General features: G+C 57.2%; 25 protein-coding genes. 6 read left to right on the top strand and 19 right to left on the bottom strand.

Translation table 11 applies throughout. The features are described from left to right. Positions 1–63 precede the first annotated feature (63 nt). The gene (locus EV675_RS13365) at positions 64–510 is read right to left on the bottom strand and encodes an MgtC/SapB family protein (protein ID WP_207221951.1); all 447 of its coding nucleotides are present in this window, start codon (positions 508–510) and stop codon (positions 64–66) included. Between the two features lie 289 nt (positions 511–799). On the opposite strand from EV675_RS13365, the gene EV675_RS30285 reads away from it, so the two are divergent. After that, entirely contained in the window at positions 800–1,111 is a 312-nt protein-coding gene (locus EV675_RS30285) for a zinc-ribbon domain-containing protein (RefSeq protein WP_130357696.1), read from the top strand. 102 nt (positions 1,112–1,213) lie between these two features. Further along, positions 1,214–2,140, top strand: coding sequence for a cation diffusion facilitator family transporter (locus EV675_RS13355; protein WP_130357695.1), 927 nt, complete (start codon positions 1,214–1,216; stop codon positions 2,138–2,140). A 134-nt stretch (positions 2,141–2,274) separates the two neighbouring features. Here the strand turns inward: EV675_RS13355 and EV675_RS13350 are convergent, their stop codons facing one another. After that, positions 2,275–3,177 carry a LysR family transcriptional regulator gene (locus EV675_RS13350; protein WP_130357694.1) on the bottom strand — a complete coding sequence of 301 codons (903 nt, stop codon included), beginning with the start codon at positions 3,175–3,177 and terminating at the stop codon, positions 2,275–2,277. Between the two features lie 140 nt (positions 3,178–3,317). On the opposite strand from EV675_RS13350, the gene EV675_RS13345 reads away from it, so the two are divergent. Genes EV675_RS13345 through EV675_RS13335 form a run of 3 tightly spaced genes read left to right on the top strand, consistent with a single transcriptional unit; the run spans position 3,318 to position 5,349 of the window. After that, the gene (locus tag EV675_RS13345) at positions 3,318–3,995 is read left to right on the top strand and encodes an RraA family protein (RefSeq protein WP_130357693.1); all 678 of its coding nucleotides are present in this window, start codon (positions 3,318–3,320) and stop codon (positions 3,993–3,995) included. Positions 3,996–4,012: 17 nt separating this feature from the next. Next, on the top strand, positions 4,013–4,666 hold the full coding sequence (locus EV675_RS13340) for an RraA family protein (RefSeq protein ID WP_130357692.1): 654 nt from the start codon (positions 4,013–4,015) through the stop codon (positions 4,664–4,666). Continuing rightward, the gene (locus EV675_RS13335; RefSeq protein ID WP_130357691.1) at positions 4,666–5,349 is read left to right on the top strand and encodes a 4-carboxy-4-hydroxy-2-oxoadipate aldolase/oxaloacetate decarboxylase; all 684 of its coding nucleotides are present in this window, start codon (positions 4,666–4,668) and stop codon (positions 5,347–5,349) included. The genes EV675_RS13340 and EV675_RS13335 overlap by 1 nt, the downstream gene beginning before the upstream one ends. Positions 5,350–5,414: 65 nt before the next feature. On the opposite strand, the gene EV675_RS13330 is transcribed toward EV675_RS13335, so the two are convergent. From EV675_RS13330 to EV675_RS13290, 9 genes are all read right to left on the bottom strand, one after another. Continuing rightward, entirely contained in the window at positions 5,415–6,143 is a 729-nt protein-coding gene (locus EV675_RS13330; protein WP_130357690.1) for an IclR family transcriptional regulator, read from the bottom strand. Positions 6,144–6,339: 196 nt separating this feature from the next. Beyond that, on the bottom strand, positions 6,340–7,362 hold the full coding sequence (locus EV675_RS13325) for a porin (RefSeq protein WP_165404579.1): 1,023 nt from the start codon (positions 7,360–7,362) through the stop codon (positions 6,340–6,342). Positions 7,363–7,569: 207 nt separating this feature from the next. Then, positions 7,570–8,526: a PDR/VanB family oxidoreductase gene (locus tag EV675_RS13320; protein ID WP_130357688.1), complete on the bottom strand. Its 957-nt coding sequence runs from the start codon at positions 8,524–8,526 to the stop codon at positions 7,570–7,572. Positions 8,527–8,654: 128 nt separating this feature from the next. Next, positions 8,655–9,665 carry a DODA-type extradiol aromatic ring-opening family dioxygenase gene (locus EV675_RS13315; protein WP_130357687.1) on the bottom strand — a complete coding sequence of 337 codons (1,011 nt, stop codon included), beginning with the start codon at positions 9,663–9,665 and terminating at the stop codon, positions 8,655–8,657. A 13-nt stretch (positions 9,666–9,678) separates the two neighbouring features. Beyond that, positions 9,679–10,770 carry an amidohydrolase family protein gene (locus tag EV675_RS13310; protein WP_130357686.1) on the bottom strand — a complete coding sequence of 364 codons (1,092 nt, stop codon included), beginning with the start codon at positions 10,768–10,770 and terminating at the stop codon, positions 9,679–9,681. A 51-nt stretch (positions 10,771–10,821) separates the two neighbouring features. Continuing rightward, entirely contained in the window at positions 10,822–11,781 is a 960-nt protein-coding gene (locus EV675_RS13305) for a Bug family tripartite tricarboxylate transporter substrate binding protein (protein WP_165404578.1), read from the bottom strand. Positions 11,782–11,852: 71 nt separating this feature from the next. Then, on the bottom strand, positions 11,853–12,806 hold the full coding sequence (locus EV675_RS13300; RefSeq protein ID WP_165404577.1) for a Bug family tripartite tricarboxylate transporter substrate binding protein: 954 nt from the start codon (positions 12,804–12,806) through the stop codon (positions 11,853–11,855). A gap of 31 nt (positions 12,807–12,837) precedes the next feature. Then, on the bottom strand, positions 12,838–14,034 hold the full coding sequence (locus EV675_RS13295) for a Gfo/Idh/MocA family protein (RefSeq protein ID WP_130357683.1): 1,197 nt from the start codon (positions 14,032–14,034) through the stop codon (positions 12,838–12,840). Continuing rightward, complete coding sequence (locus tag EV675_RS13290; RefSeq protein ID WP_130357682.1) at positions 14,031–15,362, bottom strand: Rieske 2Fe-2S domain-containing protein; 1,332 nt, start codon at positions 15,360–15,362, stop codon at positions 14,031–14,033. The genes EV675_RS13295 and EV675_RS13290 overlap by 4 nt, the downstream gene beginning before the upstream one ends. A 472-nt stretch (positions 15,363–15,834) precedes the next feature. Between EV675_RS13290 and EV675_RS13285 the strand changes: the two genes are divergently transcribed. After that, positions 15,835–16,062 carry a hypothetical protein gene (locus EV675_RS13285; RefSeq protein WP_130357681.1) on the top strand — a complete coding sequence of 76 codons (228 nt, stop codon included), beginning with the start codon at positions 15,835–15,837 and terminating at the stop codon, positions 16,060–16,062. 174 nt (positions 16,063–16,236) lie between these two features. Here EV675_RS13285 and EV675_RS13280 read toward each other — a convergent pair whose 3' ends face one another. From EV675_RS13280 to EV675_RS13245, 8 genes are all read right to left on the bottom strand, one after another. Next, positions 16,237–17,217 (bottom strand): Bug family tripartite tricarboxylate transporter substrate binding protein, encoded by a 981-nt coding sequence (locus EV675_RS13280; RefSeq protein WP_130357680.1) that lies wholly within the window; start codon positions 17,215–17,217, stop codon positions 16,237–16,239. A gap of 183 nt (positions 17,218–17,400) precedes the next feature. After that, the gene (locus EV675_RS13275; protein ID WP_165404576.1) at positions 17,401–18,594 is read right to left on the bottom strand and encodes an FAD-dependent monooxygenase; all 1,194 of its coding nucleotides are present in this window, start codon (positions 18,592–18,594) and stop codon (positions 17,401–17,403) included. Between the two features lie 63 nt (positions 18,595–18,657). Beyond that, entirely contained in the window at positions 18,658–19,659 is a 1,002-nt protein-coding gene (locus tag EV675_RS13270) for a Bug family tripartite tricarboxylate transporter substrate binding protein (RefSeq protein WP_130357678.1), read from the bottom strand. Positions 19,660–19,663: 4 nt separating this feature from the next. Further along, positions 19,664–20,695, bottom strand: a complete 1,032-nt coding sequence (locus EV675_RS13265; protein WP_130357677.1) for an aromatic ring-hydroxylating oxygenase subunit alpha — start codon at positions 20,693–20,695, stop codon at positions 19,664–19,666. A gap of 219 nt (positions 20,696–20,914) precedes the next feature. Then, on the bottom strand, positions 20,915–22,102 hold the full coding sequence (locus EV675_RS13260) for a CynX/NimT family MFS transporter (RefSeq protein ID WP_130357676.1): 1,188 nt from the start codon (positions 22,100–22,102) through the stop codon (positions 20,915–20,917). Between the two features lie 12 nt (positions 22,103–22,114). Further along, positions 22,115–22,630, bottom strand: a complete 516-nt coding sequence (locus EV675_RS13255; RefSeq protein WP_130357675.1) for a flavin reductase family protein — start codon at positions 22,628–22,630, stop codon at positions 22,115–22,117. A 122-nt stretch (positions 22,631–22,752) separates the two neighbouring features. Continuing rightward, a complete protein-coding gene (locus EV675_RS13250; protein ID WP_130357674.1) occupies positions 22,753–23,859 on the bottom strand; it encodes an alpha/beta hydrolase family protein in 1,107 nt (368 codons plus the stop codon). A 21-nt stretch (positions 23,860–23,880) separates the two neighbouring features. After that, complete coding sequence (locus EV675_RS13245) at positions 23,881–25,356, bottom strand: 4-hydroxyphenylacetate 3-hydroxylase family protein (RefSeq protein WP_130357673.1); 1,476 nt, start codon at positions 25,354–25,356, stop codon at positions 23,881–23,883. Between the last annotated feature and the right edge of the window lie 5 nt (positions 25,357–25,361).

Below are 25,361 nucleotides of genomic sequence, written 5' to 3'. Positions count from 1 at the left end.
AAACCTCACACCACGAAGGCACTCTTGATCCCGTCATAGCGGTTCATTAGCGGCCACTTTTTACTATTTTTGAGCTCTTACCATCTGCTTAAATTGAGAGAGAGAACGTAAAGTTGCAAAAGTCACTACGCTCAGCACGACCGCAATATCGTACAAACCGTAGCCAACAGCGCCTCCTAGCGCTCCAGTCGCCCATAAGCTTGCTGCCGTCGCAGTGCCGGAAGCATGAAATCCCCGTTTGAGAATTGCGCCACCGCCGATAAATCCCACGCCGGTAATCAACCCTTCGAGGATACGAGCTTGTCCGATCGAGGTTTCACCCAACACCCGGATAGCGATCAGTACGAAGCCACAGGCGGCGATCGCAACCAGCGGAAACGTCCTTAAGCCAGCACTTCGCTCTTGGCCTTCGCGATCCCATCCAATAGGCAGCGCCAAAGCGTATGCGATCGCTAAGTCGATTAGATGCGAAGCCACTTCCATCCAGTCCAGCGCCGCAAATCTCATCATGGAAATCCATCCACCATATTGATAGAAAATTGACAGAACATTGACAACAACCGGTGTAGCATTACTTAAAAAGATGCACCAACTAACGGCGTGAGCCTGACCATTAGTATTTCACAAATGACGTTACGTCCCTCTGCCAAGGCAATTTTAAGACTAAGATAGTTCTGTGCGAAAGTAAAAATTTGATCAGAACGTAGGGTGTTGCTAAATCTTCTCAGTAATAATTCGCCAGCATTGGCGTAACCTCTATTACCTATAACAAACCGCTGATTTCGCGTTAGGAGATTACATGGGATCCCATTTTCTCGACCGTCTTCTTGGCCGCCGGACTGGCGAGTATGAGGGACACCATAAAAAAAACTCGCGTGGGCATGGGTATGAGACCGATCACTCAACACCAACCGCGGTTCAGCGCTTGTTAGTTTGCCCTAACTGCCGCTCCGACAACGCGTCCACCAGCCACTTTTGCGCCAATTGCGGCCAGCGCTTTGGACTGCTCGAAGCAACGTGTCCAGAGTGCAACGCACCTATTGCAGCCCACTCCAAGTTCTGTTCGTCTTGTGGCAAGGCGGTTGCTTTTACTGGTTCACAAGCCAGGTGACAACCTTTATTTGTCGGTCTACTTGGCAGCCTACATTCTGACCAAGCCGAGGCTAAGACGCGCGCGCATTCCATTGATAGATAAAGGCTACGGGACAAGAGAATGAAAGAGGTCGATGTGCCCGCAAGCAGTTCACAGAACGAAGTAACTCTAACCGCAGCGGGTCGACACAAAAGCCGCCTATCCGTCGCTCTATTGCTAACAACAACCTTCATGGCAGTGGAAATTGTTGGCGGTTTGTGGACAAATAGCCTCGCACTGCTAGCAGACGCAGCGCACATGATGACGGACGCAGGCGGCTTAGCGCTGGCTTTAATCGCGATTCGCTTTTCGCAGCGACCAAGGACACCGCGAAACACGTTCGGCTATGTACGTACGGAAGTACTGTCAGCGTTGATCAACGCCGTGGTTCTGTTGCTTCTGACGATTTATATTGTCTATGAAGCCTACCAGCGATTTCTAGACCCACCGGATGTGGTGGGATGGCCGATGTTAGTCGTTGCTGTTGTGGGCTTAAGCGTGAACCTGATCAGTATGAAGTTACTGTCCACGGGCTCCGCGGAGAGCCTTAACGTCAAAGGTGCTTACTTCGAGGTGCTTGCAGACATGCTTGGTTCCCTCGGCGTAATTGTTGCAGCACTCGTAGTGGTTATAACCGGCTGGCAGCTTGCAGATCCGATTATCGGGGCAGGTATAGGACTACTAATTGTTCCGCGCACATGGATTTTGCTGAAGCAGGCGACCCACATTCTCATGGAGGGCACACCACCGGAAATTGACATGACATTGCTTGAAAAGGCGCTGCTCGATATTCCAGGGGTGATCGCAATACACGATCTCCACGTTTGGACGATCACATCTGGTGCTGATGCGATGAGCGGTCATCTCGTAGTCGCAGACATGGCGTCCGCGCAGACGACGCTCGCTGCAGCGCGCGATGCGTTGAGAACAAGTTTCGGCTTGATACACTCAACGATTCAAATAGAGGACAAAGCGTTGCAGAACACCGAGGTCAAGCGCACGTTTTAGTGACAGGCGCCCCCCCCAGGTGGCACACAATACGCCAACACTGGTGCTTGACCGCTGAGTACGGTCGGAGCTGGACGGTTGAGAGCGAAAGCAGGCAGGTTGGACGCACGCTGAACCCGGTCCATGCCATTCACCTACCGATCCACCTGAAAAATGCGCGAGAAGTCACATGTCTGTCGCGTTAGCTCCATGAGCGATGCCGTCAATGCGCTCCGGTTCGAAACCCGACGCATCGCTACGTACCGTATTGGCGGGGGGGACGGCTTCGTTCTGAGAACGTCAAGAGCGCCCTCTTCGATCCATTGAGCAAAGCACCGGCGTGGCAAGTAGCTGATGCCGAGCCCGGAGACCGTCATCCCCATCAGGGCGATTACGCTGTCGCTAACGATCACGTCGCTTGGCACAAGGGCCAAGGACTTGAACCAACGCTCATAGACCAACCCTGTCCCGGACTTGTTTCCCTGGATGAGGAGTGTGTAAGTCGCTAGCTCCTGCATGGCGATCGGCTGCTTCGTTGGCGCAAGTCCCCTCTTGCACATCCACGCATTCTCTACTACGCCCACAGGTTGATAGGCGAATCTCCTGTCGGCTAACACATCTGAGACCACTGCGAAGTCGATTTCGTCCGCCATCAACTTATCCCTCAAGACAATACTGAGATCGACGACGGGCTCGAGTGTGACTTTGGGATAGTGCAGCTGGACGAGCCTCACCCAACGAGGGAGCCACGTCATCGCACTGAGCTCGGTGACGCCGATCCGAACGCGGCGCCTAATAGTCTCGGGATAGGTGAACTGCTCGATGGCGCTGTCTCTACGCGCCAGCATCTCTTTCGCAAGCGTATACATGTCTTCGCCTCGACCGGTAAGACGGGCGGTCCGCTGAGCGCGATCGAACAACTCAGCGCCGTACTCCATCTCGAGCTCCTGCACCCTTTTGGAAACTGCCGACTGGGTGGTGTTCAGTTTCCGCGCGGCGGCGGCAAACCCGCCGAGTTGAACGATCCAGTAAATCGCTTCCAACTGTTTGAACGTCATTCAGAGCCCGCAATACATTCTATAAGTAGATAGAATCTTATCGAAAAATATCGCTTTTTAAAATGTTGTTCATTCCCTAGTATTGGCTCCAACGGGTTGCGAACCGAAACCGATCGTGGTGACTATTGGAGAGGAATGCTGTGCCAAAAGAACTTGGAGACGATGACTACCTCTTGAGGCTGGGACGACTGGACTGTTGTGCCGTTTCCGATGCACTCGACAAACTAGGTCTACCGGCCAGCGTAAGCAGCCTCGGCCGCTTGGCAACCGACAAGCGCATTGCTGGCCGGGTGGTGACCGTGAAATTGGTCGCAGCGGCTGATCAGCGCGAAGCATCAGCAACACCGAAACACCTCGGTGCGACTGCCATAGAAGCCGCCTCTTCCGGCGATGTGATCGTCGTTGAGCAGCGAACCGGGATCACCGCAGGCAGCTGGGGAGGAATTCTCACGCTGGGGGCAAAGCTACGTGGCATTGCCGGCGTTATTTCTGATGGCCTAGTGCGTGACCTTGACGAGGCGCGCGCTTACGATTTTCCCGTCTTCGCACGCGGATCAACGGCCAGAACTGCGCGTAGCCGCGTCGTTGAGGCATATACCAACCAGCCTATCTGCATCGATGAAGTCACGGTAGCCCCCGGGGATTACGTCGTCGCTGACGCCAGCGGGGTAGCGTTCATTCCTGCGGGACAAATCGCGCCCGTACTCGACGCTGCCGAGATGATCGCAGGGCGCGAAGCCGCGATGACCAAGTCCTTGTTGTCGAGCCAACCTATCGGGCAGGTGATGGGTGCGGATTATGAACATATGTTGCGCTAGAAATTGGAGGGAGAAAGATGACTGATCAGAATGTGGTTCGCGCCGAACGCCTAGACACCGCGACGCTCAGCGATGCACTTGATCGCCTGGGTTTGAACGGACAGTGCCAAGGCATCAAACCGCGATCAACGGCGTTCCGGATCACTGGCCGCGCCTGGACTCTGCTTTACGGACCCGCGGCCTCGCCCGCAGGCACAGTCGGTGACTACATCGACGATATCGAGCCCGGTAGCGTGGTCGTTCTCGACAACGGCGGTCGTTCCGATGCAACAGTGTGGGGCGACATTCTGACGGAAGTCGCCTCGCGTCGGGGTGTCGCCGGCACGGTTATCGATGGCGTCAACCGCGATGTCTCGCTCTGCCTCGAACTCGGCTACCCCGTTTACAGCCGGGATAGTTGGATGCGTACAGGTAAGGATCGGGTGCAAGTCGAGGCGACAGGCGTACCCGTCAACATTGGCAACGTCCGCGTTTGTCCGGGCGACTTGATTCGGGGCGATGCCGATGGGGTTGTTGTCATAGCACGTGAGCATGAAGAAGCAGTCCTGGAGGCGGCAGAATCGATCCAGGAATCCGAAGACGCTATCCGTACGGCAGTTCGAAACGGAATGAGTCTACGAGAGGCGCGCGCGCAGTACCGCTACCACTCGCTGCAAACCCGGGAGAAGTAATGAATACATACGCATTCCATGCAGAACTCGCCCGCCCTTCCGGGCCAACGATAAAGAACGACATACAACGTGTCGACACTGTACTGATCGAGGCAGCTCGAGGGTTGCCGGCATCTACCCTTCATGAAGCGGCTGGACGCATTGGCGTGCTCCCTCCTGAGATAAAGCCAGTGGCAACAGGTATGAAAATCTGCGGCCCGGCCTTGACCGTCCACTCGCCGAGCGGCGACAACCTGTGGTTGCACAGGGCGCTCTACGTTGCGAAGCCTGGAGACATTCTTGTCGTTCATGTCAGCTACGGCTTCGATTACGGCTATTGGGGTGAGATCATGTCTTGCGCCGCGACAGCTCGCGGCTTAGGCGGGTTGGTGATTGATGGTTGCGTACGCGATGGTGCCACTTTGGCAACCTCGAGCTTTCCTGTTGCTGCACGCGGGCTGTGCATGAGGGGTACCGGTAAAGATATTGGGGCAAGGGGTTGGATTAATTATCCCCTGATGATGGGCGACATTGTCATTGAAGCTGGCGACCTGATCGTTGGCGACGCAGACGGGGTCGTAGCGATCCCTCGGGTATCCGCCAGGCAGGTGATCGACGACTCTCTAGCCCGAGAGATCAAAGAGGCGAATGTGATGGCTCGCTTACGAGAGGGAGAACGTACGCTTGAAATCTACGACTTCTGACCAACGTTGGCATCGCGACAAAGATGCCTAGTGGCTTGACTGACGGCTCCGCCGGCCAGGCAGTGCTAGAACATCCGATCGGCCCCCGCGCATACCCGCAGAAGAGTCTTCACCATTTCGTTCAAACGGGGCTCAATACGTGATACAGGCCCCACCACAACAAATGCGAGGGGGTCATCCATCTCGATAGTCGAGGAGATAGACATGACGTCGGACGCTCCCTCCCCCCGCCTCAGCCACCATTTCCTCGTCAGCCCTTCGTTTACCGAAGCAAGAATGGATCCGTCGCTCGCGGAGGCAAGCATCTTTTGCCGCTCGTTCAGGCGAGCAATGGTCTCCAATCGCGCAACCAGAGGCATCGCGGCGAGCATTGCCGGCCCGCTAGCCGTACGCCAGAATTCCTTGATATCGCCGACTTGCCCGCTGTAGCGGATATCCTTGGCGCTCTCGGAAATACCGAGATAGATGATTTGCACGCCCAAACGTTTGGCAAGCAACGCCGTCTCTCCTGTCTCATCGCGAAGCTCCTGCAAGAATGGCTGAAATCGCTCGACGGTTCTGTCTGCCGAGGAAATCAGCTTCGCCTTTTGCAGCCACCTGGAGGTTGGGTAATAAGCCTTTCGACAGTTGACCTCGTAGAGATAACCCCTTGCTATTAACGTCTTGATCAGCTTTGCCGTGGTGGAAATTGGCATCTGGACCGCACGCGAAAGCTCGGACAACGTCAGAGGTTCGAGTCGCTCCGCGAAGGTTTCGAATATCAACAGGGCCCGGTCTGCGGTGCGCGCGATCATGATTGCTCCTTCACAAACGGGCGACCGGTTGCCAATTGCAGCATGCAGCGTCCGTGAGTCCTGATTACACCGTGGCGAAGCCGCCTACGCTCGCAAGTGAAGTTTCGCGACTACGCCACGGCACTCTAGTTGCGCAATTCCACGTGGGAAAACTACCTACATATTTCTCCCATAATGGCTCGACGCTTCCGCCCCTTCAGAAGGAATGCCAGACTCCGAGAGCCAGCTGCTGCCGCTTTTCGTCTTTGGATACCGTGAAATTCTGCGTCTTGTTGTGAGCAAAGAACGAATAAAGCATCGTTCTCTTTGAGAGGCTGTAGGTATAGCCAACAGCGGCTATCCTCACGTCCGCAGATGTGAGCCACTGTACACCGGCCATCACGCGTCCCTTCCCAACTGGCGCCGACACTCCCATCGAGTAAGCGTTGTCGTCATTGCGCGCTGCTGTTAGCCATCCAGTATTCCCGATCGCACTCCCACTCGGCTGGGTTACCGCATCTTGAATGCGATTGTATCCACCATGCAATCGCAACAGGCCAAAGTCATAGGAAGCGCCAACTATGATCGACTTCGGGTCTCTGGCCCCACCGCTCCCTTGTTTGCTATGGAGATAATTGGCCACAGCGCTGAGACTCCCGGATGTATATCTAGCGGCCAAGTCCAGCGAGCGCACATTGTTTGCTGCACCTGGCACCTCGCTACCGTTGACGGAAAAGCTATATCCGCCGCTGAACTGCAAACCTTTCATGGCCGGCGTCTCGTAGTAGACAGAGTTATCGACCCTGCCACTACCGAATGGCGCTTCGTCAAACGCGAAGGTTGAGTAGACACCGCTAAGGATGAAACTGAGACCGAACGGGCTGACGATCGTCGGTGTCCATTTCTGCCCCAGATTGGTTGTCCTGCCCAGCCATATAGCCCCCCAACCCGGATTGCGCAATCCGACATGAGCTTCGCGCCCAAACAGGCGGCCGCCATTCCCTGCCATACCTGAGTCGGTGGAGAAGCCATTCTCCAGGGTGAAGAACGCGCTCGTGGCGCCGCCCAGGCTTTCTACCCCCCGCATACCAAAGCGGGACGGAGCATACAAACCGCTGTCGACACCCGCGCGAGTCGGTGCTCCATCAAGTTTGTCGATGATGACGCCCGCATCGACCATTCCGTACAACGTGACGCTTTGAGCGCCGGCGCTACAAGCGAACCCTGCCAGCACAGCCACGACAGCACATCGAACCATACCTACCCCCAAGCAAGTGATTTATAGAGTCGTCATCCAAGCGAACTCGCGATTGTGCCGAGCTCATCAGATAAACTTTTTGCCACGCATTGTGCGCAGTTGATACGCCGATTCATCATCTTGTCTGCCGGGGACAGGGGTCAATTCATTTTGGACCGCTTGCATATACAGAGAAAATAATTGGTGCTCTCAGAGGTCCAACGTCAGAGCGGCTCCCCTGCACCCTGAGACGCACGGCATCATGACCTTGCCATCGGTTCGCTCTCGCTCACTCAGTATGAAGTCGCGATGATCGGGAGTGCCCTCCAGAACCTTCACCTCACATGCACCGCATATGCCTTCCCGGCAGCTGTAGGGAAGATCGATGCCGACATCCAGCAACGCGTCGAGAAGTACGATGCCAGGAAAGACATTCAAAGTTCTCCCAGACTGCTTCAGGTGAACGTCGTACCCACTCTTCTGACTCGACTCGACCTCGTCTGCGGCGGCGAACCGCTCGATGTGAACGTTCGCGTAGCCGAGATCTCGGCAAGCTGCCTCGAAGGCCTCCAACATCGGCGCAGGGCCGCAGCAGTAGTAATGTGCGTCACTGTCCCGACCTTTCAACAGTTCAGGCAGTCTGGCAGCATGCCCCGTCTCATCATCGAAGTGCAGAGTAACGGGTGAGTCGGACATGGAAAGCTCAGTCACGAAGGCGGCGACCCTCCTGGATCTCGCGCAGTAGATCAGTTCAACCGGTCTGCCGATGTCGCGGAGCCTATCGAACATGCAAAGGATGGGCGTAACGCCAATTCCACCTGCCACCAGCACTGAACTTTTGGCCCCCTCGTCCAGCTCGAAATGGTTGCGCGGACCCGAAATATCGATTCTGGATCCCACGCGCAGGTGCTCGTGGATGTAGCGCGATCCGCCCCGACTCTTGCGGTCATTCATCACCCCAACGACATATCGGCTGCGGTCTGCAGGGCTACTGCACAACGAGTAGCTGCGGACCATGTCATTGGGTAGGTGGAGATCAAGATGCGCACCAGCCGAGAACCGCGGTAGGGATTCGCCAAGGACGGCTCGTAATTCAACACTGACGATGCCTTCCGCCTCTAGGCGAATGGCGTGAACGACAACGGTCGTTCGCGCAGAACTGTTCATGATTGCTTCTGATTAAAGGATTCGTCAGATGACCCAAGTCGGCGCTCGCGCGGTTGTAGCAGGACTGCGCAGCAGCACCCGTCGAAAGGACCGAGGAATAGCGCTGCAGCGTTCGCGCTCTCCCTACGTCAGGCTTCCTTGCTCCAGTATGCAAAGCCCATTGCGTTTCCTGTTCCAGCTTCGGAGCGATAGCACGGGACATAGTCGACCAGCTTGCCTCGGAGGCCCTGTTGAGACATGGCAGCCATAACAGGTATCCAGTTCTTGATCTCGGAAGTACCGGACTGGAAGTGAGTCTCTGGCAACGCTTGCAGGGATGACAGATCGCCGTCCTTGATGCTCTCGATCACAAGCCGATCGATCTCTTCATCAATCACGAAATGGCTCAGGCCGCCTGAGGCGATCAGTGCGACGCGTTCGTCGCCAGGCCATGACTCGATGGCTCGAGCCAGAGAGTAGCCGAGCTCGCTGCAGCGCTGAGCGGTGGGCTGATTGGGCGGATAAAACGTATTGGTGAACACAGGCACCGAGGGCACAACGTTGTCGCGCATGATCTGCCGGTAAACGAATCCGTAGGCATGAGGCACTGTCTGAGTCAACTGCGGAAACTCCTTCAGAGCAGCCACATCGAACCCGTCTCTCATCGCTGACAGAATCAAATGCCTTGCGAGTTCACCATGCCCCGGATACTCGGCACCACCTTCCGGGATTCGACCGCGCATTGCCACGTCCAGCCCAGGCGCCCTGGGCTTGCTTGGATCGCGCTTCGGTTCGTGGTTCAGTATGGTTTCGCCCCAGTACATTGCGAACGCCGGAATATTCGCGTCGGTAAATAGCTCCATCTGGTCATTGCCAACGATGATCGCGATATCGGGATTCGCTCGATGGAAAACCTCGGCCAGATTGGCAATGGCAGCTTGGCAGGCGCTGTGTCGCGACTGCCAGACCTCGGGGCGGATCTGCTCTTCCAGCCCCTCCGAACGCCTCAATCGGGAGAGCCCATCGAAAGAGTAGGTACTGCCCCGGTACGCGTGGTGGAGTTCCGCCTTGTCGGCCTCCACTCTCTGCCCCCATTTTTCCGGCGGCGTTGATAGCATGGGGCCGTGGGAACTGGCGATGCCAAGTACGATTTCTGCCATGATGTCATCGATGCTAGAAGAACACGCGCTCAAGAAGCGGGAAGGCCCGGCGAACGTTGTCGTGCACCATCTTCACCCGATCGTCATCATTGAGGAAGTCGAAGTGATCGAGCATTGCGAGCACATCATCGCTGGGTTTACCCGTTTCCGGATTGAGAACGCCGGAGCCTGAGCCTGGCACCTCTGTGCCGAACACCATCCGATTCGCGCCACGCTGTCTGATTGCGGTACCCAAGAAGTATGGATCGTAGGCACACGTATCGAAGAACAGATTCTTGCTGAGATCGGGCTTCGCATCCTCTACCCGTCCGAAGCTCTGTCCCACCTGGCCTCCCGCCTGTTGACCGCTGGGACGTACAAGGCTGTCCTCGCCATGTTCCGCAGCCAGGGCGTTCATGGGACCGCCATGATCCAGCATCCGACGTAACGCACCGCCGCAGTGGCATACAACGACACGCAGCTTCGGGTGTCGCTGGAACACATCGCTGTATTCGAGCAACTGTACCGCGAGTGCTTCCTCGGTGAGGTTGTTGTACTGGTAAGAGTGCGGGATGCGCTCAACGCGCGGATCGCGTGTCAGGGACGGATGCACAACCAAGGTTGCATCGAGCTCCTCGGCCTTCTCATACAAAGGAAACCAGTACTCGTTGTCCATCCCTGGCGTGGTGCGATCGCCGCCGGGATCCGGATTAACGATGGCACCAACGAAGCCGAGGTCCTTGATACAACGCTCGAGTTCCGGAAGAGCCGCAGTCACCGGCTGGTGGGCATTCTGCGGCAGTTGTGCGATACCTACGAACCGCTTCGGATGCAGCCTGCACTGCGAAGCAATAAGGTCATTGGTTGTTTTGGTCCACTTCTCCACAACAAAGGGACGCTCCCAATGCATCATTGCCACGGGCCGGGGTGACAGCAACTGCACATCGATATTTCTTTCGTCCATCATGCTCAAGTGGCGTTCCTGAGCTGCCGCCATGGCAGCTTCCGGAATCGCCAAGTCGTACTTCGTGGTACGCAATGACATGAGGTTCATGGCAAACGCGCGAAAATGGGGTGGCGTCGAGATATGCCCATGCGCGTCAATGACCAGCTTGCCTTTGTACATGTTCGATCCTGATTTGAGATAATGAGACAGATTGCACAGTGAGCTTCAGCGCTACTGCAGCATGATGCTGTTGCGCTTGATGACCGGCCTCCACCGCTCAACCTCGCCCAACATGAATTTCCGAAATTCATCCTGGCTCTGTATGGCCGGTTCGAAACCCTGCTTCCTGAATCCATTGCCGACTTCAGAGTCCTGAAGTGCCTTCGCAATCTGGGCGTGAATGGCATTGGCGACAGCGGGCGGCGTTCTTGCCGTTGTCGCAACGCCCATCCATCCAATGGTGCTGAAATCGACGCCCTGCTCTTTCAGAGTGGGAAGATCGGGCAATTGGATGGCGCGCTCCGAGCCGAAAGCTGCGATTGCCCTCAAGCGGTGCGCCTGGATCATCGTGACGGCTGTCTGGACTGGAAGCGCCGCGATTTGAATGTTGTCGCTGATCAGTGCGGCGACGACTTGGGGGATGCCCCCGAAGGGTACGTGCACGACGTCGGCCCCACCGCGTGAGAATAAATCGGCCAGAGACAGATGCTGCCCGCTACCGACACCCGATGTCCCATATGCATACTTTGAGCCGTTGGCGGCGACCTCTTGCAGCAAGCCTTTGGCATCTTGAGCCTTGACCGAATTGCTGACCACCAGCACCGTGTGTCCATGCGCAGCCAGCGTAATCGGCTTCAAATCATTGAATGGGTCATAGGGCATCTCCTTGAAGAGGAGCGTATTGACATCCATCGGCCCCGACGACGCGAACACCAACGTATGACCATCGGGTTTAGCCTTCGCCACCATGTTCGTACCCACCATGGCACTAGCACCCGGACGATTGTCGACAATGAAAGTCTGCCCCGTGTTCTCGCTGACCTTGCTGAAGAGCGTCCGGGCGAGGCCATCGGGCGTCGAGCCGGCACTGTACGGAACGACAACTCGAACTGCTCTCTCGGGCCACGCCTGAGCGAACAGCGGACCGGGCAGAATTAGTACTGCGGCCAAACAGGCGATCGTCTTATTCACACTCGTCTCCTTTCTACGCTTCATGAATTCCGGCAGTACGCAACACGCCAGAGATGGGTTGGCGCGATTGTCTACTGCAGTGCGATGTTGTTTCTCTTGATCAGCGGCTCCCACTCCCGATAGTCGGCGAGCAGAAAGTCCCGGAACTCAGTCGGGTTGCGTACCAGGACGTCGTAGCCGATCTGGCGAAAACCGTCGATTACCCGCTGGTCCTTCAGTGCGACGGCAATATGCTTGTAGATCTGTTCCACCACCGCGGACGGCGTTTTTCCAGGCGCGGCCACTCCCATCCAGCCATTGGCACTTAGATTCACGCCAGCTTCCTTGAAAGTTGGGATGTCTGGCATCCAGCTGCCGCGATTTGCTCCCAAGGTAGCGATAGCGCGAAGGCCGTGGGCTCGACTGGCCGCCGCTGCCATTTCAATCGGAAGCAGCGCCATTTGAATGTTGTTACTGATGAGTCCGGACACTGTCTGAGGCGATCCACTGAACGGGATGTGTACGATTTCCGTATCCCTCGTTATGTCGGCCATCGCCAGATGAGCCTGGGTGCCGATCCCAGATGAGCCATACGCCATCTTGGCTCCATTGGCTCGGACTTCCGCGAGCAGCTCCTTCATGTTCTTGGCTTTCACCGACTCGCTAACCAGCAGCACCAATTGACCTTGTGCCACGCTACACACCGGGGTCAAATCTTGAAATGGGTCATAGGGCATCTTCTTGAAGAGAAGCGCGTTCACGTTCAGCGGGCCCGCTGCTGCAAAGACCAGCGTGCTTCCGTCTGGCTTGGCCCGGGCAACAACACCGGTTCCAAGCATCGCGCTCGCACCGGGTCGGTTATCGACAATGAAAGTTTGGCCTGTGTTTTCTCCGACCTTGTTGAACAGCACGCGGGCGAGGCTGTCCACCACCGAACCGGCGCTGTAAGGGACGATGATGCGCACACTGCGATCTGGCCAGGCCTGCGCCAAGCAAGCCCCCGGGACAGCTATCATTGCAAAGATACAGACGATGATTCGGTTCATGGCTGCCGATTTCCCTGAGGGATGATTGAGGTTATTGACTGACATGTCGGCGCTGCAGATCGGCGATGGAGATCTCCCGGCGCTGGCGCGCCGACTCATGAACTGCGAGGCAGACTCTCAGCGTCTCTCGAGCAAAGGCACCGTCGTGCAACGGCCTGACATCATCGAGAACGGCGGCACACAGCTCATCGATGACATTCGTTCGACCATCCTGCCCTCCAACCAGCGGCAAGGTCGTCATCCCCTCATCCGAGTAAACCGCGATGCCATCGGGCGCAATTTTGAGGTCGGCGTTCTGACAACTCACGACCATCAGACCGAAATGGGGCTGATACCGCGACTCTCCCGCCAGGAAGGCGCCTCCATAGCCATACTCGCGTTGCCGCAGTTCAAGCTCATCTTTCGCGTCGGCCAGTCCTTCCCAAGCTTTTCGCGCCTTGCCATGCTGAGGCTTCTTGGGCTTTCCGCTCGAGCTGATCCACTGATGCAACTCATCGCTATCAAAGTGGTCGTAACCGCTATAGACCAGGCTTGCCGTGACACCCGACTCAAAGTCGATGAAGACCGTATAGCTACCTTCTGTTGGTCTGCGAGGATCAAGGATCGCCGTCGATGCGCGTACGCTTCGTACCGGAGAGTCAGCGATAGTTCTGGCCACATCGACCTGATGCGGCAATTGATTGAACAGCACTCCCCCGCCTTTGCTCGTATCCAGTTCCTCCTCTCTTCGAGGACGGTAAAGGAAGTTGGTGTAGTTCCACATTGAAAGCATCGACAGCCGTCCGTATTCTCCGGAAGTCGTCGCTTGCCGCATTCGCAAAACCGGAAGATCGAAGCCATGGGTATGGCCCACGATCATCACGACATTGTTGCGGCGTGCTTCCTGCTCCATGACGTCGCAATCATCCAACGAGAGTGCCATCGGCTTCTCGACGATGATGTGTTTCCCGCGACGGGCCGCCTCGACCGCGTGCTCGAGGTGGAACTGATGCGGCGTCGCGATGTAGACGGCGTCGACTTCGTCCCGTCCTATCAGATCCAGAGCGTTGTCGACCGCTGGCAATCCTTTATCAGACGTGAAGCGCCGCCGTAGCTCTGCATTGACGTCTGCAGCTCCCGCCAGCACTGCCCGGGGGTGATCGCAAAGTGCGGGCACCATCGCGGCACCAGCAATGCCCAAGCCGATGACACCTACCCGTAGCGGGGGAACCGTTTTGGGGTCGCTCATTGGTTGCCGCCATTGTGCACAGGAGCGCGCATGACTTGTCCGAACTGCGAGACGAAAGAATTAAAGTCGTCGTATTCAGAGAACTCGCTGAGTGCTCTTACCGCATACGTATCACCAGGGGGAACAGGACTAATGGATTCCGCCCTCAGATCCCGAGCAACCTTGAGTAGCCGTCTGCGGGCAGCGACAATCGCCGCGTCGGCCGCAACAAGATGTTCGATAGACCTGTCCACGGTTTGCCCCAGCGCACCGCGCTGCATGGATTCCTGAAGTGAGCGGTCTTGTTCATTCGCCCCCCAGATACCAGTGAAGTTCATGAACTTCTGGTGATTTCGGTCGACGAGGTAGTCATTGTCGATATTGGCGTCAGGCAAGAACGTATCGATCCGCTGCCCCCCAGCCAAAGTCACAGTAGTTCGCGTGGCCCTGGGAGGAAAGCCCTTTCCACTTTCAATGAGCCCCAACTCTCGACTGCTGAGAGATGCATCCACCCGATACGAGACCGCGAATGTCGTAACATTGTCGTCGTCAACAGGAACCCAAATCCGCCCCCCACCCACGGTAAAGTTAGTACCGGTCGACCTCGGTACCGCGCTGTATGTTGGAAGCAACCAGTGCGTGACTCGCCAGTAGTGACGGTTGTCGAGACTACGCCGCGCGCCGCTCATAAAACCATACGGCGTCTCCTTGATCGCAACGTGCGGGGCACCGTCAGCGCTTGCGATACGCACGCTCTTGTTGTTGCCGACGTCCGCGTACTCCTTATGCAAGAAGCTAATGTGAGAGGAATCGATTTCCCCTTCCACGCCTTGCATGAAATTGGAGCGCTGCAACCACCGGGATACATGCACGTGCTCTGAAGGCAGGCCCAACCATTCGAAACTTGGCATGTCCGGTGTGCTCTCCGGGGGGCCCATGTAGACCCACACCAAACCGCCTTGCTCCCGCGTCGGATACCCGGAAATACTCAAACGCGAACGCAGTCCTTCTCCATCGCGTTCGCCTGCGTTCGGCGCCTCCATGCACTTGCCATCAACGCCGAACTTCCAGCCGTGGTAAGGACACCGTATCCCCTCCTCTTCATTTCTTCCGAAGAACAACGGCGCACGCCTGTGCGAACAGTAAGCCCCGATAATTCCAACGCTTCCACTGGAGTTGCGGAACGCAATAAGGTCCTCCCCCAGGATGCGGAGTCGAACCGGCACTCCGTCGCTCTCAGGAAGCTCACGAGACAGCAAGGCCGGCAGCCAGAACCGTCGAAACAGATCCCCCATCAACGTACCCGGGCCGACGCGGGTAAGTTCTTCGTTGTCTTTGATACTCAGCATAGTGACCCTCGTAGCGCACCGTCGTCGCGGCAATTGATTCGACGAAGTCTAGAGAACCGGGTGATGCTCTTGAAGAACTAAGTGGAGAACTTCACACATGGGCAAGAAACTGGAGTTTGTTTGCGGAATTTCACATGTGTGCAAGCATCTCCACACCACGCTCGAGTACCTCGACGGTGGATGTTGAAATAGGCAAGAGGCCGCCTTATCAATGACGCTGGGACCGTAGTTGATCCATATGAGGAGTGAGCTTGAGACGCTTGCTCGGCGGCCTACTCAACAGTAGAGCGAACTTAATGATGGGTGCTGCCCCAACGGCAGCATACTTAACACAGGGACGCAACCTACTGACAACCAACATGTGATCCTCACTACTTGGATCCAAGTAGTGAGGATGAAATTGTTTTGGATCGCAGGAGGCTCGCTAGGCTCGTCACGGACGAGTTACAACCATCTTTCGCTTAGGAAAGTAATGAGAATCAAGTCTGTTGAGATCAAACCGCTCCTCGTGCCACGGGTCGAATCATTTGGTGTGCGTACCGGGGCATACGATAGTGTTCCAAACGAATTCAAACAACGCCTACTTTCGCAGGGTGCTGAGTCAATGATGGTCAACGGCTCAGAGGCCAAGAGGTTCATCGATGAAGAGGTGACCCGCTGGGCTGACGTAATCAAGACCACTGGCGTCAAGCTGCAGTAATGCACTGCTCTCGATGAGAGCAACGGACGCGCACTGGTGCCACGCATTCGGCAACTTTGCGCGCGCGATGACTTCCGCTAAGTGGCATCGCTTCCAGCTTAAGGCTTTCCCTCATTTGAATTGCATGATCGAGCCCACGTCAGCGCTGCCATATGGCAGCCTTCCGACAACGTTCTAGTCGAGCTTGACCCCTAAGCGCTGGATCAACTCGCCATAGAGCACCGTATCGCTGTCAATCCGTTGGGCCAACTCCTGTGGCTTCGCGCTGCCGACTTGCCAACCGAACTCGGATAATTTCTGCATCACGACCTCCGTGCCCAAAACTTTCGCAAGCGCCGCCGCCAACTGCTCTTGATGAGCGGGTGGCAGAGTTGCGGGAGCCATAATCGCGTTCCATACCTCGACGTTTACGAGAGGCGCACCCAGCTCTCGCATCGACAGGAGTTCCGGCGCCGATGGCGAGCGTTCAGCCGACGTCACGCCTATCGCGTACAACTTCCCCTGCCTGATGAGGGGAAGCACACTTGACCCCGGCAATAGCGCCATGTCCACCTGGGAACCGAGCAGCGCATTGACTACCGGGGGTCCGCCGTTATAAGGAATGTGTCTTGCCTTTAGACCGAGCGCGTCGTTGACGACTTCCATTCCGAGATGGCTGCCCGATCCTGAGCCAATGGAGCCGTATGTAGTACGATCTTGTCTTTCGCGAGCCCACTGGATAAATTCCCGAGGCGAAGCGCTTTGGGCAGAGGCCACCCACACAAGAGGAGCCAGACCAATTGTCCCTACCGGCGCGAGATCTCTACGTGGGTTGTACGGCAACCTGTCATACAAGAACTGCGAGCTGGTTAGCGGCCCGTTTCCTATCACGCCAATGGTGTGCCCATCCCGGGCTTTCGCAGTCATATCGGCGCCTATGTTGCCGCTGGCTCCCGGTTTATTCTCGATGACTACGGGTTGGCCAAGAATGCGCGCCAACGGATCTGCAATCAGACGGGCTTGCATGTCGGGCGCAGAGCCGGCGGGAAAGCCAACGATGATGCGCAGTGGCTTGGTGGGCCACACATTCTGTGCCGCACGCACCGAGGGGACCGCTGATAGTGCACAAAGGCCAGCCAAAAGCGCGGCGCGACGTTCTTTGGAGAAATTTGACATGGCAAATTACAGAGAGACAGTTGTTGTGTAAGTCGCGCGGCAGGTCATACGCCGCTACAGCGTTTGCGCCGGGGTTGATCGTCTATGCTGTCATCTGGCCTTTCACGACATGCGCCATCAGACCCTCAGAATCTGCGGCAACTCCCAAACCGACGAGACGACGCTCTGGATTAAAAGGCGCACTCAATCAACAGCAAGCGCCGCATCATATTCGTACAACCACTCGACGTTGTACGAAGTGGATGACGGGCGAAACGTGCGTCTCAAGCCGAGCCCGATGTCCCGCATCAGCCGCGCAACAGGCGACGTCATGTGATTCTGCTTCGCCCGAGCTCGAGCGCCCAACTGGGTTCTCGTCGTCCTGGGCAATCTGATCTTCTCGTAACGTTGGAGGGCTGGCACGATATCGACCTCGCGAGTGATCAGCTTGGCCAGAACGATGCCGTCCTCCATTGCCATCGCCGCGCCTTGAGCAAGATAAGGCAGCATGGGGTGCGCGGCATCGCCCAGCAGCGTTACGCGCCCCTCACTCCAGCGAGACATAGGATCACGGTCGAAGAGCGCCCATTTGGAACATGCTGTGGCACGCTCGAACATGGCGGCGAGCGCGGGATGCCAGTCCGCGTAACGCCGCGCCAGCTCCTCGCGATCGGCATCGAATGACCAAGACTCTGCGCTCCAATCGTCGGCTTGATGGATCGCGATGAAGTTCATCAGCTTCCCGCCGCGAATATAGTAGTTCACCACGTGACCGCCTGGCCCCACCCAGACGTGGATATCAGAAGAGAACACCCCTTGGGGTACGTCTTCACTCGGCACCGTGCCCCGCCAGCATACGTTGCCTGTGAAGCGAGGTGACTCCAATCCGAACAAGCTCGAGCGAACCGCGGACTTGATCCCGTCAGCGCCGACGAGCATGTCGAACTCCAGCTCCTTGCCATTCTCGAGCACTAAAGCCGCAGCGCTGCTGTCTTGGCGAACGGATGCCGCGCGCGAACTGAGACATACTCGATCGGCCGGAAGTTTGCGAACCAGGATCTCGATGAGGTCTGCCCTATGTACTTGGAGATAACCTGCTCCGAACCTCTCACGGAAGGATTCACCCATAGGTTGATCGAACATGATGCGACCAGTCTTCCAGTTTCGCAGTCTATGCTTGCCGGGCTCGACCGCGATGCGATCAAGTTCGCTACCTAGGTCTAGCGCCCGAAGGACTTTCACCGCATTCGGCCCGACGATGATGCCGGCGCCAATCTCCGACGGCTTCTTTGCCTGCTCGAAAACCGTTACGTCGTGCCCGAATTGGCGCAGGGCTATTGCCGCGGTCAGCCCACCAATTCCCGCACCCACTATTCCCACATTCTTGCTGCGACTCAACATCATCTCCCGACATGCCAACTTGCTACCTACAACCATTGCAATCATGTTCCCGACTGCCGCTCACTCGAGCCTGATATTTGCCCGACGCACGACATCGGCCCAAACGCGTGAGGCAGAGTCAAGTTCAACTCGCATGGCCTGCCGTCCTTCACCTGCGGGCGCCGCATACAGCTTTTCCAGATAGCTGGTGATTGCCGGGTCTCCCAGAACAGCTTTGAGCGCGGTCGCGACTCGTTCAGTGATCGCCTCCGGTGTTTTAGGCGGCGCAACGATACCTATCCAAGAGGTTGTCACGAATCCCGGCAAGGTCTCCGCGATGGTCTGAACGTTGGGGTAAGCGGTGAGTCTGGTCTCGCCGGCCACAGCCAGCATCTTGACCCTTCCGCTCTGGATGGCGGGCATACCGGCGATCAGATCAGAGAACATCAGGTCGACATGCCCTGCCATGAGGTCGCTCAAAGCCGGACCGTTCCCTTTGTAGGGAACATGAACGGCCTGGATCTTCGCATCGTGCTGGAACTTCTCGAACACGACGTGCCCAACGGCCCCATCGCCCTGAGAAGCATACGAAAGTTTGCCCGGGTTCTTTCGGGCGAAGTCGAGCAGTTCGCCGATATCCGACACGCCGAGCGACTGCCGGGCAAGAAGAACAATGGGATACCTGGTCACCACCGTAACGGGTTCGAACTTCAGCGGTTCGAATCTCAGCGACGAATACAAGTGAGGATTCACCGCCAATAGAGGCATCGGCGTGGCAAGGAACGTCGAGCCATCTGGCGGCGCGCGGTAAACGAGCTCCGCGCCAATATTACCGCCCGCCCCCGGTCTGTTCTCCACGATCACCGGTACACCAAGCAATGGCGACAGACGCTCTCCGATCAGACGAGGAATCGTGTCTATACTTCCTCCCGGCGCAAAAGGAACAACGATTCGAATGGGTTTGGTCGGTTCCACGGCAAGCACGCTGCCGCCCCACATATCTACACCTGCGAGCATCACAAATCCGAGTGCAAAAGCCTTGAACGAACCCACCTTGTTTTCCCCCGTTGTCATATCCGTCATTCGCCTATCGAGCTGCTGCTTCCGCCTCCATGCGGATCATCTCGTCAAGCCTGCGTCTCACCCGCACAGCCCCTTCATCGCTTCGCAACAGCGCCGGCTTGAGTGACCAGAACTCCTGCCCCTTCATGCGCGCTTGCTGTGCCTCGATCATGGGTAGATCTTCCAAAGAAAATATCTTTGCCCGGTTGGCCGCGATCTTTGAGTTCACCTCTGCATCGTCGCGAGCGAAATCACGTGTCGCCGCGAAGAAGTAATGCGTCGACGCCTCCGTTTCCGGCGTCATGATATGAGCCACTAGAAAGCTTTTTCCCTCATCGACGGGGGTCCCCGCAGGGACCGCGCCGTTCCGGATCGTCATAATGCTTGGCGCACTCCATTCGATCTCGGTCCACGAGTCGACACGCTCCGCGGTCAACCCATTCATCCGCTGAATCGGCTGGGGCACCTCGTTCCAGCAATGCCAGTGCAGCGACATACCCTTGTCATGCTCGGTGACTGTGGCTCGCGTGCGTGTGTAGGAGCCTCCGCCGAGCGTGTCCGGATGCAGGTAGTCGGTATGCGTCAGGTCGAGAACATTGTCGACAAACAACATGTAATGCGCTTCGCCTCGGAGATATCCATTGCTATATGCAGAGTCAACGATGTCCTCGAAGAAAGGCAGACAGGGAGGCTCGGTACCCTCGGCAAGCACGGGATCTCCCATCCAGATCCAGATACCTCTGTACTTCTCCTTGGTGGGATACGATGGCACGGACAAGTTGTTGCCGATGGGGCCATGTGGGTTGACGATGCACTTACCTGTACTGGCAAAGCCCAGCCCGTGATAGCCGCAATGCACTGCGCCTCCCTCCAGCTTGCCCTTGCTAAGAGGCGCGAAGCGATGGGGACAGCGATCGTGTAGTGCAACGACAGCCCCTGCCTCATCCCTGTAGAACGCGATCGGCTGATCAAGAATTTTCCGAGCCAGGATCGCTGACGCTTGTATTTCATGATCCCAGGCTGCCAGATACCAACAATTCTTCAGAAAGGCCATCATCTTCCTCTTGGACTGGGCGTCGACTTCAGTCGAGACGGACCGTCTCTACCTGGATATGCCCAACGCTATTTTGTTAAAATTTAATAAACCAAATCTAATTCAAGTTTAATAATTATTGACATCATGGTCACTCTATTTCAAAGTCCATACAGGAGAAATGAGGGGTATCCCGAGAGCGCGTCCAACTTGTGGCAAGTAACAGTAAGCGTCTCGGAAAGCTCAACTTCCGAAAAGCGTCCGCGCTCTCCCTGCTGCGACCCCGACAACCGCCTGTAGCACTGCCAACGCCGCGAGGGTCGCCAGCGGAACCGCCCAACCTCCGGTATGGTCGTAAGACACACCGAGCAAAAGCGGACCGACCGCCGCCAGCAAGTACCCCAGCGACTGGGTCATGACCGAGAGCGAAGCAGCTTCTCCATGACTCTCGCTGCGCAGGCCGATGAACGCGAGAGCAAGCACCATGGAGCAACCCACCCCAGCCCCAAATAGGATCATCCACAGAACCGCCATCTTCGGCATCGACATCATGCCGAGCAGCGCACTGACCATGGCTGCAGATGCGAGACATGCAATGCTCGACTGGTTCGCGAGACGCTTAAGTATCTGCGGAGCACCCACGCTGGAGACAAGCCCCGCAACCTGGAGAAGGGTGACCAGCGCCCCAGCCTCGATCGGCGCGTATCCTTCATGCAGTAAAAAGCTGGGAAACCATGCGATTGCGGCGTAGAAGCTCAGTGATTGCAGCCCCATAAACGCGGCCACGAACCAGGCCACGGGTGAATGCCAGACGGGTAGCCGCTGCGTATCTGATCCTGATCGAGCGTTGGCAGTTGCCACGTCCGGACCGGGAATCTGAAGGCCCCAAAAGTACGCGGCCACCAATGCTGGCGCACACCAGATCGCTAGCGCAGTCTGCCAACCTCCCGGCAGCGCGTGCGCAATCGGAGCAGACAATCCAGACGCGACGGCGGCGCTGACGCCAAGCGTAAAAGCGTAGACCGTCGTCATGCTTTGAATGCGGCTCGGGAAGTCCCGTTTGATCAAAGCAGGAACCACCACATTGCACACGGCAATGCCGGCAGCAAACACAATGGTTCCCGCGAACAGCCCTAACGCGGAGCCAAACGACCGCACGAGCAGTCCCACAATGAGCAGCAATAGCGCCGCGACGACTAGCCGTTCAGCGCCAATGCGCTTTTGTAGATGCGCCAATGGCGCAAAGACTCCAAAAACGACAAGAGGCAGGCTGCTGATCACGCCCGCCTCCGACACCGAGATTCCCGTAGAGGCTCGGATGTCTTCAATCAAAGGGCCGACGCTTGTGAGCGCGGGGCGCAGATTGATTGCCAGCAGAATGATCAGTGCAGGCGTGACGCCCGGCAGCCTGCTCGGCTCCGATTCAGACATACGGTCGGATCGTCACGACGTCGAGTGCTCCATGCCCATGGCAAGACTGCGATAGGCGCCGCTGAAAAAAATCAACGGATCCGCGCGGGAAGCGCCACGGGTCTCAAAGTGTTCTACACGTCCGACGATGATCTCGTGGTCGCCTCCGTCATAGCGCGCATAGACCCCACACTCGAAGCACGCGAGTGCGCCCGCTACCAAAGGCGATCCATTGATACCAGGAACGACTTCGACATCCTGCCATTTATCGCTTCCAGCCCTTGCGAACCGGCTCGATATCTCAGCCTGCTCACTTGACAGCACCATGACGGCGAACTTTTCGGCACGACGCCACATGTCGAAGCTGAGTGCCGATCTCGCCAGGCTGAACAGTACAAGGGGGGGACTCAGGGACACCGAGTTGAACGAGCTGACCGTGGCGGCCAGGCGAACGCCGTCGACCCTGGCAGTAACCAGAGCGACGCCCGTGGCGAAATGCCCCAGCGCATTACGCAAGGTACGGGTATCGAATTCTGTGCTTTCGCTCATTGCAATCACCTCTCGAAAACGTCTGGAACGCAGGAAGTGACCTATCGACCGCCCTGCCTGCCCCGGAGTCCAGACGAATAACCGCAGCAGGCAACGGCACACTCCGCCGCCCGCTGCTCCGCTCATGCAAGCTTCTGCTGCATCCAGTCCGCCGCGTAATGCAATGCCGGCCGATGGTTGTCGAACTGCGTGTGAGCGGCTCCTCCATTCTTTCCATCGAAGATCACCAGCTCTTTGTCTTCACTAGCCACGGACTCATACATAGACTGGGCGTCTGAAAGTGGTACCTGGAGGTCCTCTGCACCGTGCATGATCAGGAACGGCTGGGTTATCCGATCTGCAAAGCCGGCGATCTTGAACTGCGACACGTGCTCGATGGCGGCCTCCATGGTGCTCTTTCCCGTGATGAACATGAGCTGGAAAGTCGGAGCGGCTGACGCGCCGTTACCGGCCATGCGCTGTACCCACACACGGTGATAGTCGTAGATCGCACCCCAGGCGATGGTCGCTCTCAGACGGGGCTCGAAAGCCGCTGCTCTGGCCGCGTAATAGCCGCCGAGACTGCTTCCGACCAGTCCGATGCGGGCAGCGTCCACTTCGGGCCGGGTCAGCAGGTAATCGATGGCCGCGCCGACCGGGCGCTCGTAGTCATGCCGGGTGTAGAGCTTCTGCAAACGCAACGCCTCCCCCACCCCTGGGGTATCCAGGAAAAGGCAGTTCACGCCGCGCAGCGCGAACTGCTCACGTGCACGCAAGAACCACAATTCTTTCGTAGTATCCAGTCCACACACGAAGATTGACGTGGGACGGGGTCCCGTCCGACCGATGGCCGGCATGAAGTACGCCGGCAGCGTGGTGCCCTCGAAAGGGACCAGTACACGCTCCATCTTGAACGGTGCAGCGGCCCGCGCCTGCTCAAAGCACCGCAGCACCTCGTGGTAACCCTCGAGTCGCCGCGGATCATTCGGGTTGATGAAGTGCTCGGAGATCGTGTGATAGAGGCTGGCTAGGAACATGTCCTCGGAGCGGGTAATCCCGGTCTTGCCTTGCGCGCGTGCTTCGAGAACATGCGCGAGCGCAAGCCAGCCGTCTCGCCAGGCCTCGTCGTCGCCGACGTTCTTGCTCAGTTCCGGCAGGATGGTCCCGAAATCGCCGATTTCGGCTCCGGCGGAGAATGCCAGCAGCGTGTTGTACGACCAGCGATAGTTGTCTGGAAAAAAGAAATGCATGAGGAATCCTTGCTATGTAGATCAGGCGCCCAGGACCGGCCCTGCCGGACCGTCGTAGGACGACAGGAAGTTGTCAACCAACGTGGTGGCCTGGCCCCAGTCGTAAGCGGAGTAATTGCGGATACGGTTACCGAAGGCCGGTCCCGAATAGAAGATCTCGTACTGAGCATGGCGCGAGGCGAACTCGGAACCAATGGCATCCCAGCCAAGATTGAAGAGCTTGACCCGATCCACGGCGGAACGTTTCGCCGTTCCATGGGTACGTTCGACGTACTCGGCCGTTGCAGAACTGGTGAAATCCGCAACGGATGACGGCAGGCTCAACATCGACCCGCCGGCAAGCTCTCGCATCCGGGCGATGAAGGCTGGATAAAGAGACTGCGAATACACCATCGCGCTGTACTGAATGCTGGAGTTGGGAATGAAGTACTTCCCGTACTGAACGCCGTTCGTTTCCATGGCAGTGATCATGCCTTGAACGACATTCACCTCCGCGGCCATCTGTCCCAGTGTCTCCATAACCGGCGGTAAGGCCAACAAGCCGTTTTCCTGAGCCATCCGATACGCGAGCCCCAGCAAAAAGCGAAGCTTCACACTCAAGCGAATCTGCGCGGGGTAGTTCTGATAAGCCATGACCGGAATGTCGAACCACTGTGCCCTGGCCATCTGTATATCGTTGTGCACAAACACCCGATCCCAGGGAATCTTGACTTCATCGCAATAAACGACCGTGTCGTTCTCGTCGAACCGTGACGAGAGGGGATAGTCGAACGTCGACCCGGCGAGCTGCTCGTAAGACTTACGAGACATCAGCTTCACGCCCTTCGCATTGACAGGCACCATGGCGGTGAAGCTTGCCCGCTCGTCACCCGGCTTGAGCGGCTGGACAGCGCCCAACAGAAGCTCTTGCGCCATGGGCAGGCCCGTGGCCAACTGACGAGCCCCCTTGATCGTGATGCCCTCGCTATCTTCATCGCAGACAGAGGCATTAATAAAGTCGCCCTGCCTGGCCGGTGGCTGACGATCGGTCTGTGGAGGAACGATCGCATAGCCCGCCCAGATGTCGTTGTCACGCGCCCACGTGAAGTACTCTTGCAGAGCACTGGCCCGCTTCACGCCATGACGCTCAAACAGGTCAATACCCATCACCATCGCCGACAGCGTGGACGCCACGTGATCAGGCGTTCTACCCACCCATCCAGAGGTGTTGCAGGCGATCTGTTCAAGCGCTTGGCGACGCTCCACCAGTTCCTGGTAGGTGGTGGGAAGTTGCCAAGCCCTGCTCACTGCCCGTCCCGACGTCGGCGATCGAAACGTCATTTTCTCGAGGTTGGGCGACGCAGAACTGAAGTCATACAGGTCTGCGGCCGTCTTAACTGCCGCCCGGAACGCCGGGTGCTCGATATGATTGGAGACCACTTCACCGTTGATCGAGATCCAACGTCCATCTTGCAGCGCCTTCAAGTGATCGCTGCCTGTCTTTGCCGCCTGCGTCATTGTCT

Origin of the sequence: Pigmentiphaga kullae (assembly GCF_004216695.1) — a bacterium.
In the GTDB taxonomy this organism is placed as follows: domain Bacteria; phylum Pseudomonadota; class Gammaproteobacteria; order Burkholderiales; family Burkholderiaceae_B; genus Pigmentiphaga; species Pigmentiphaga kullae.
The sequence above is the reverse complement of the archived record's forward strand: the minus strand, read 5'-3'. Positions and strand labels throughout refer to the sequence as shown.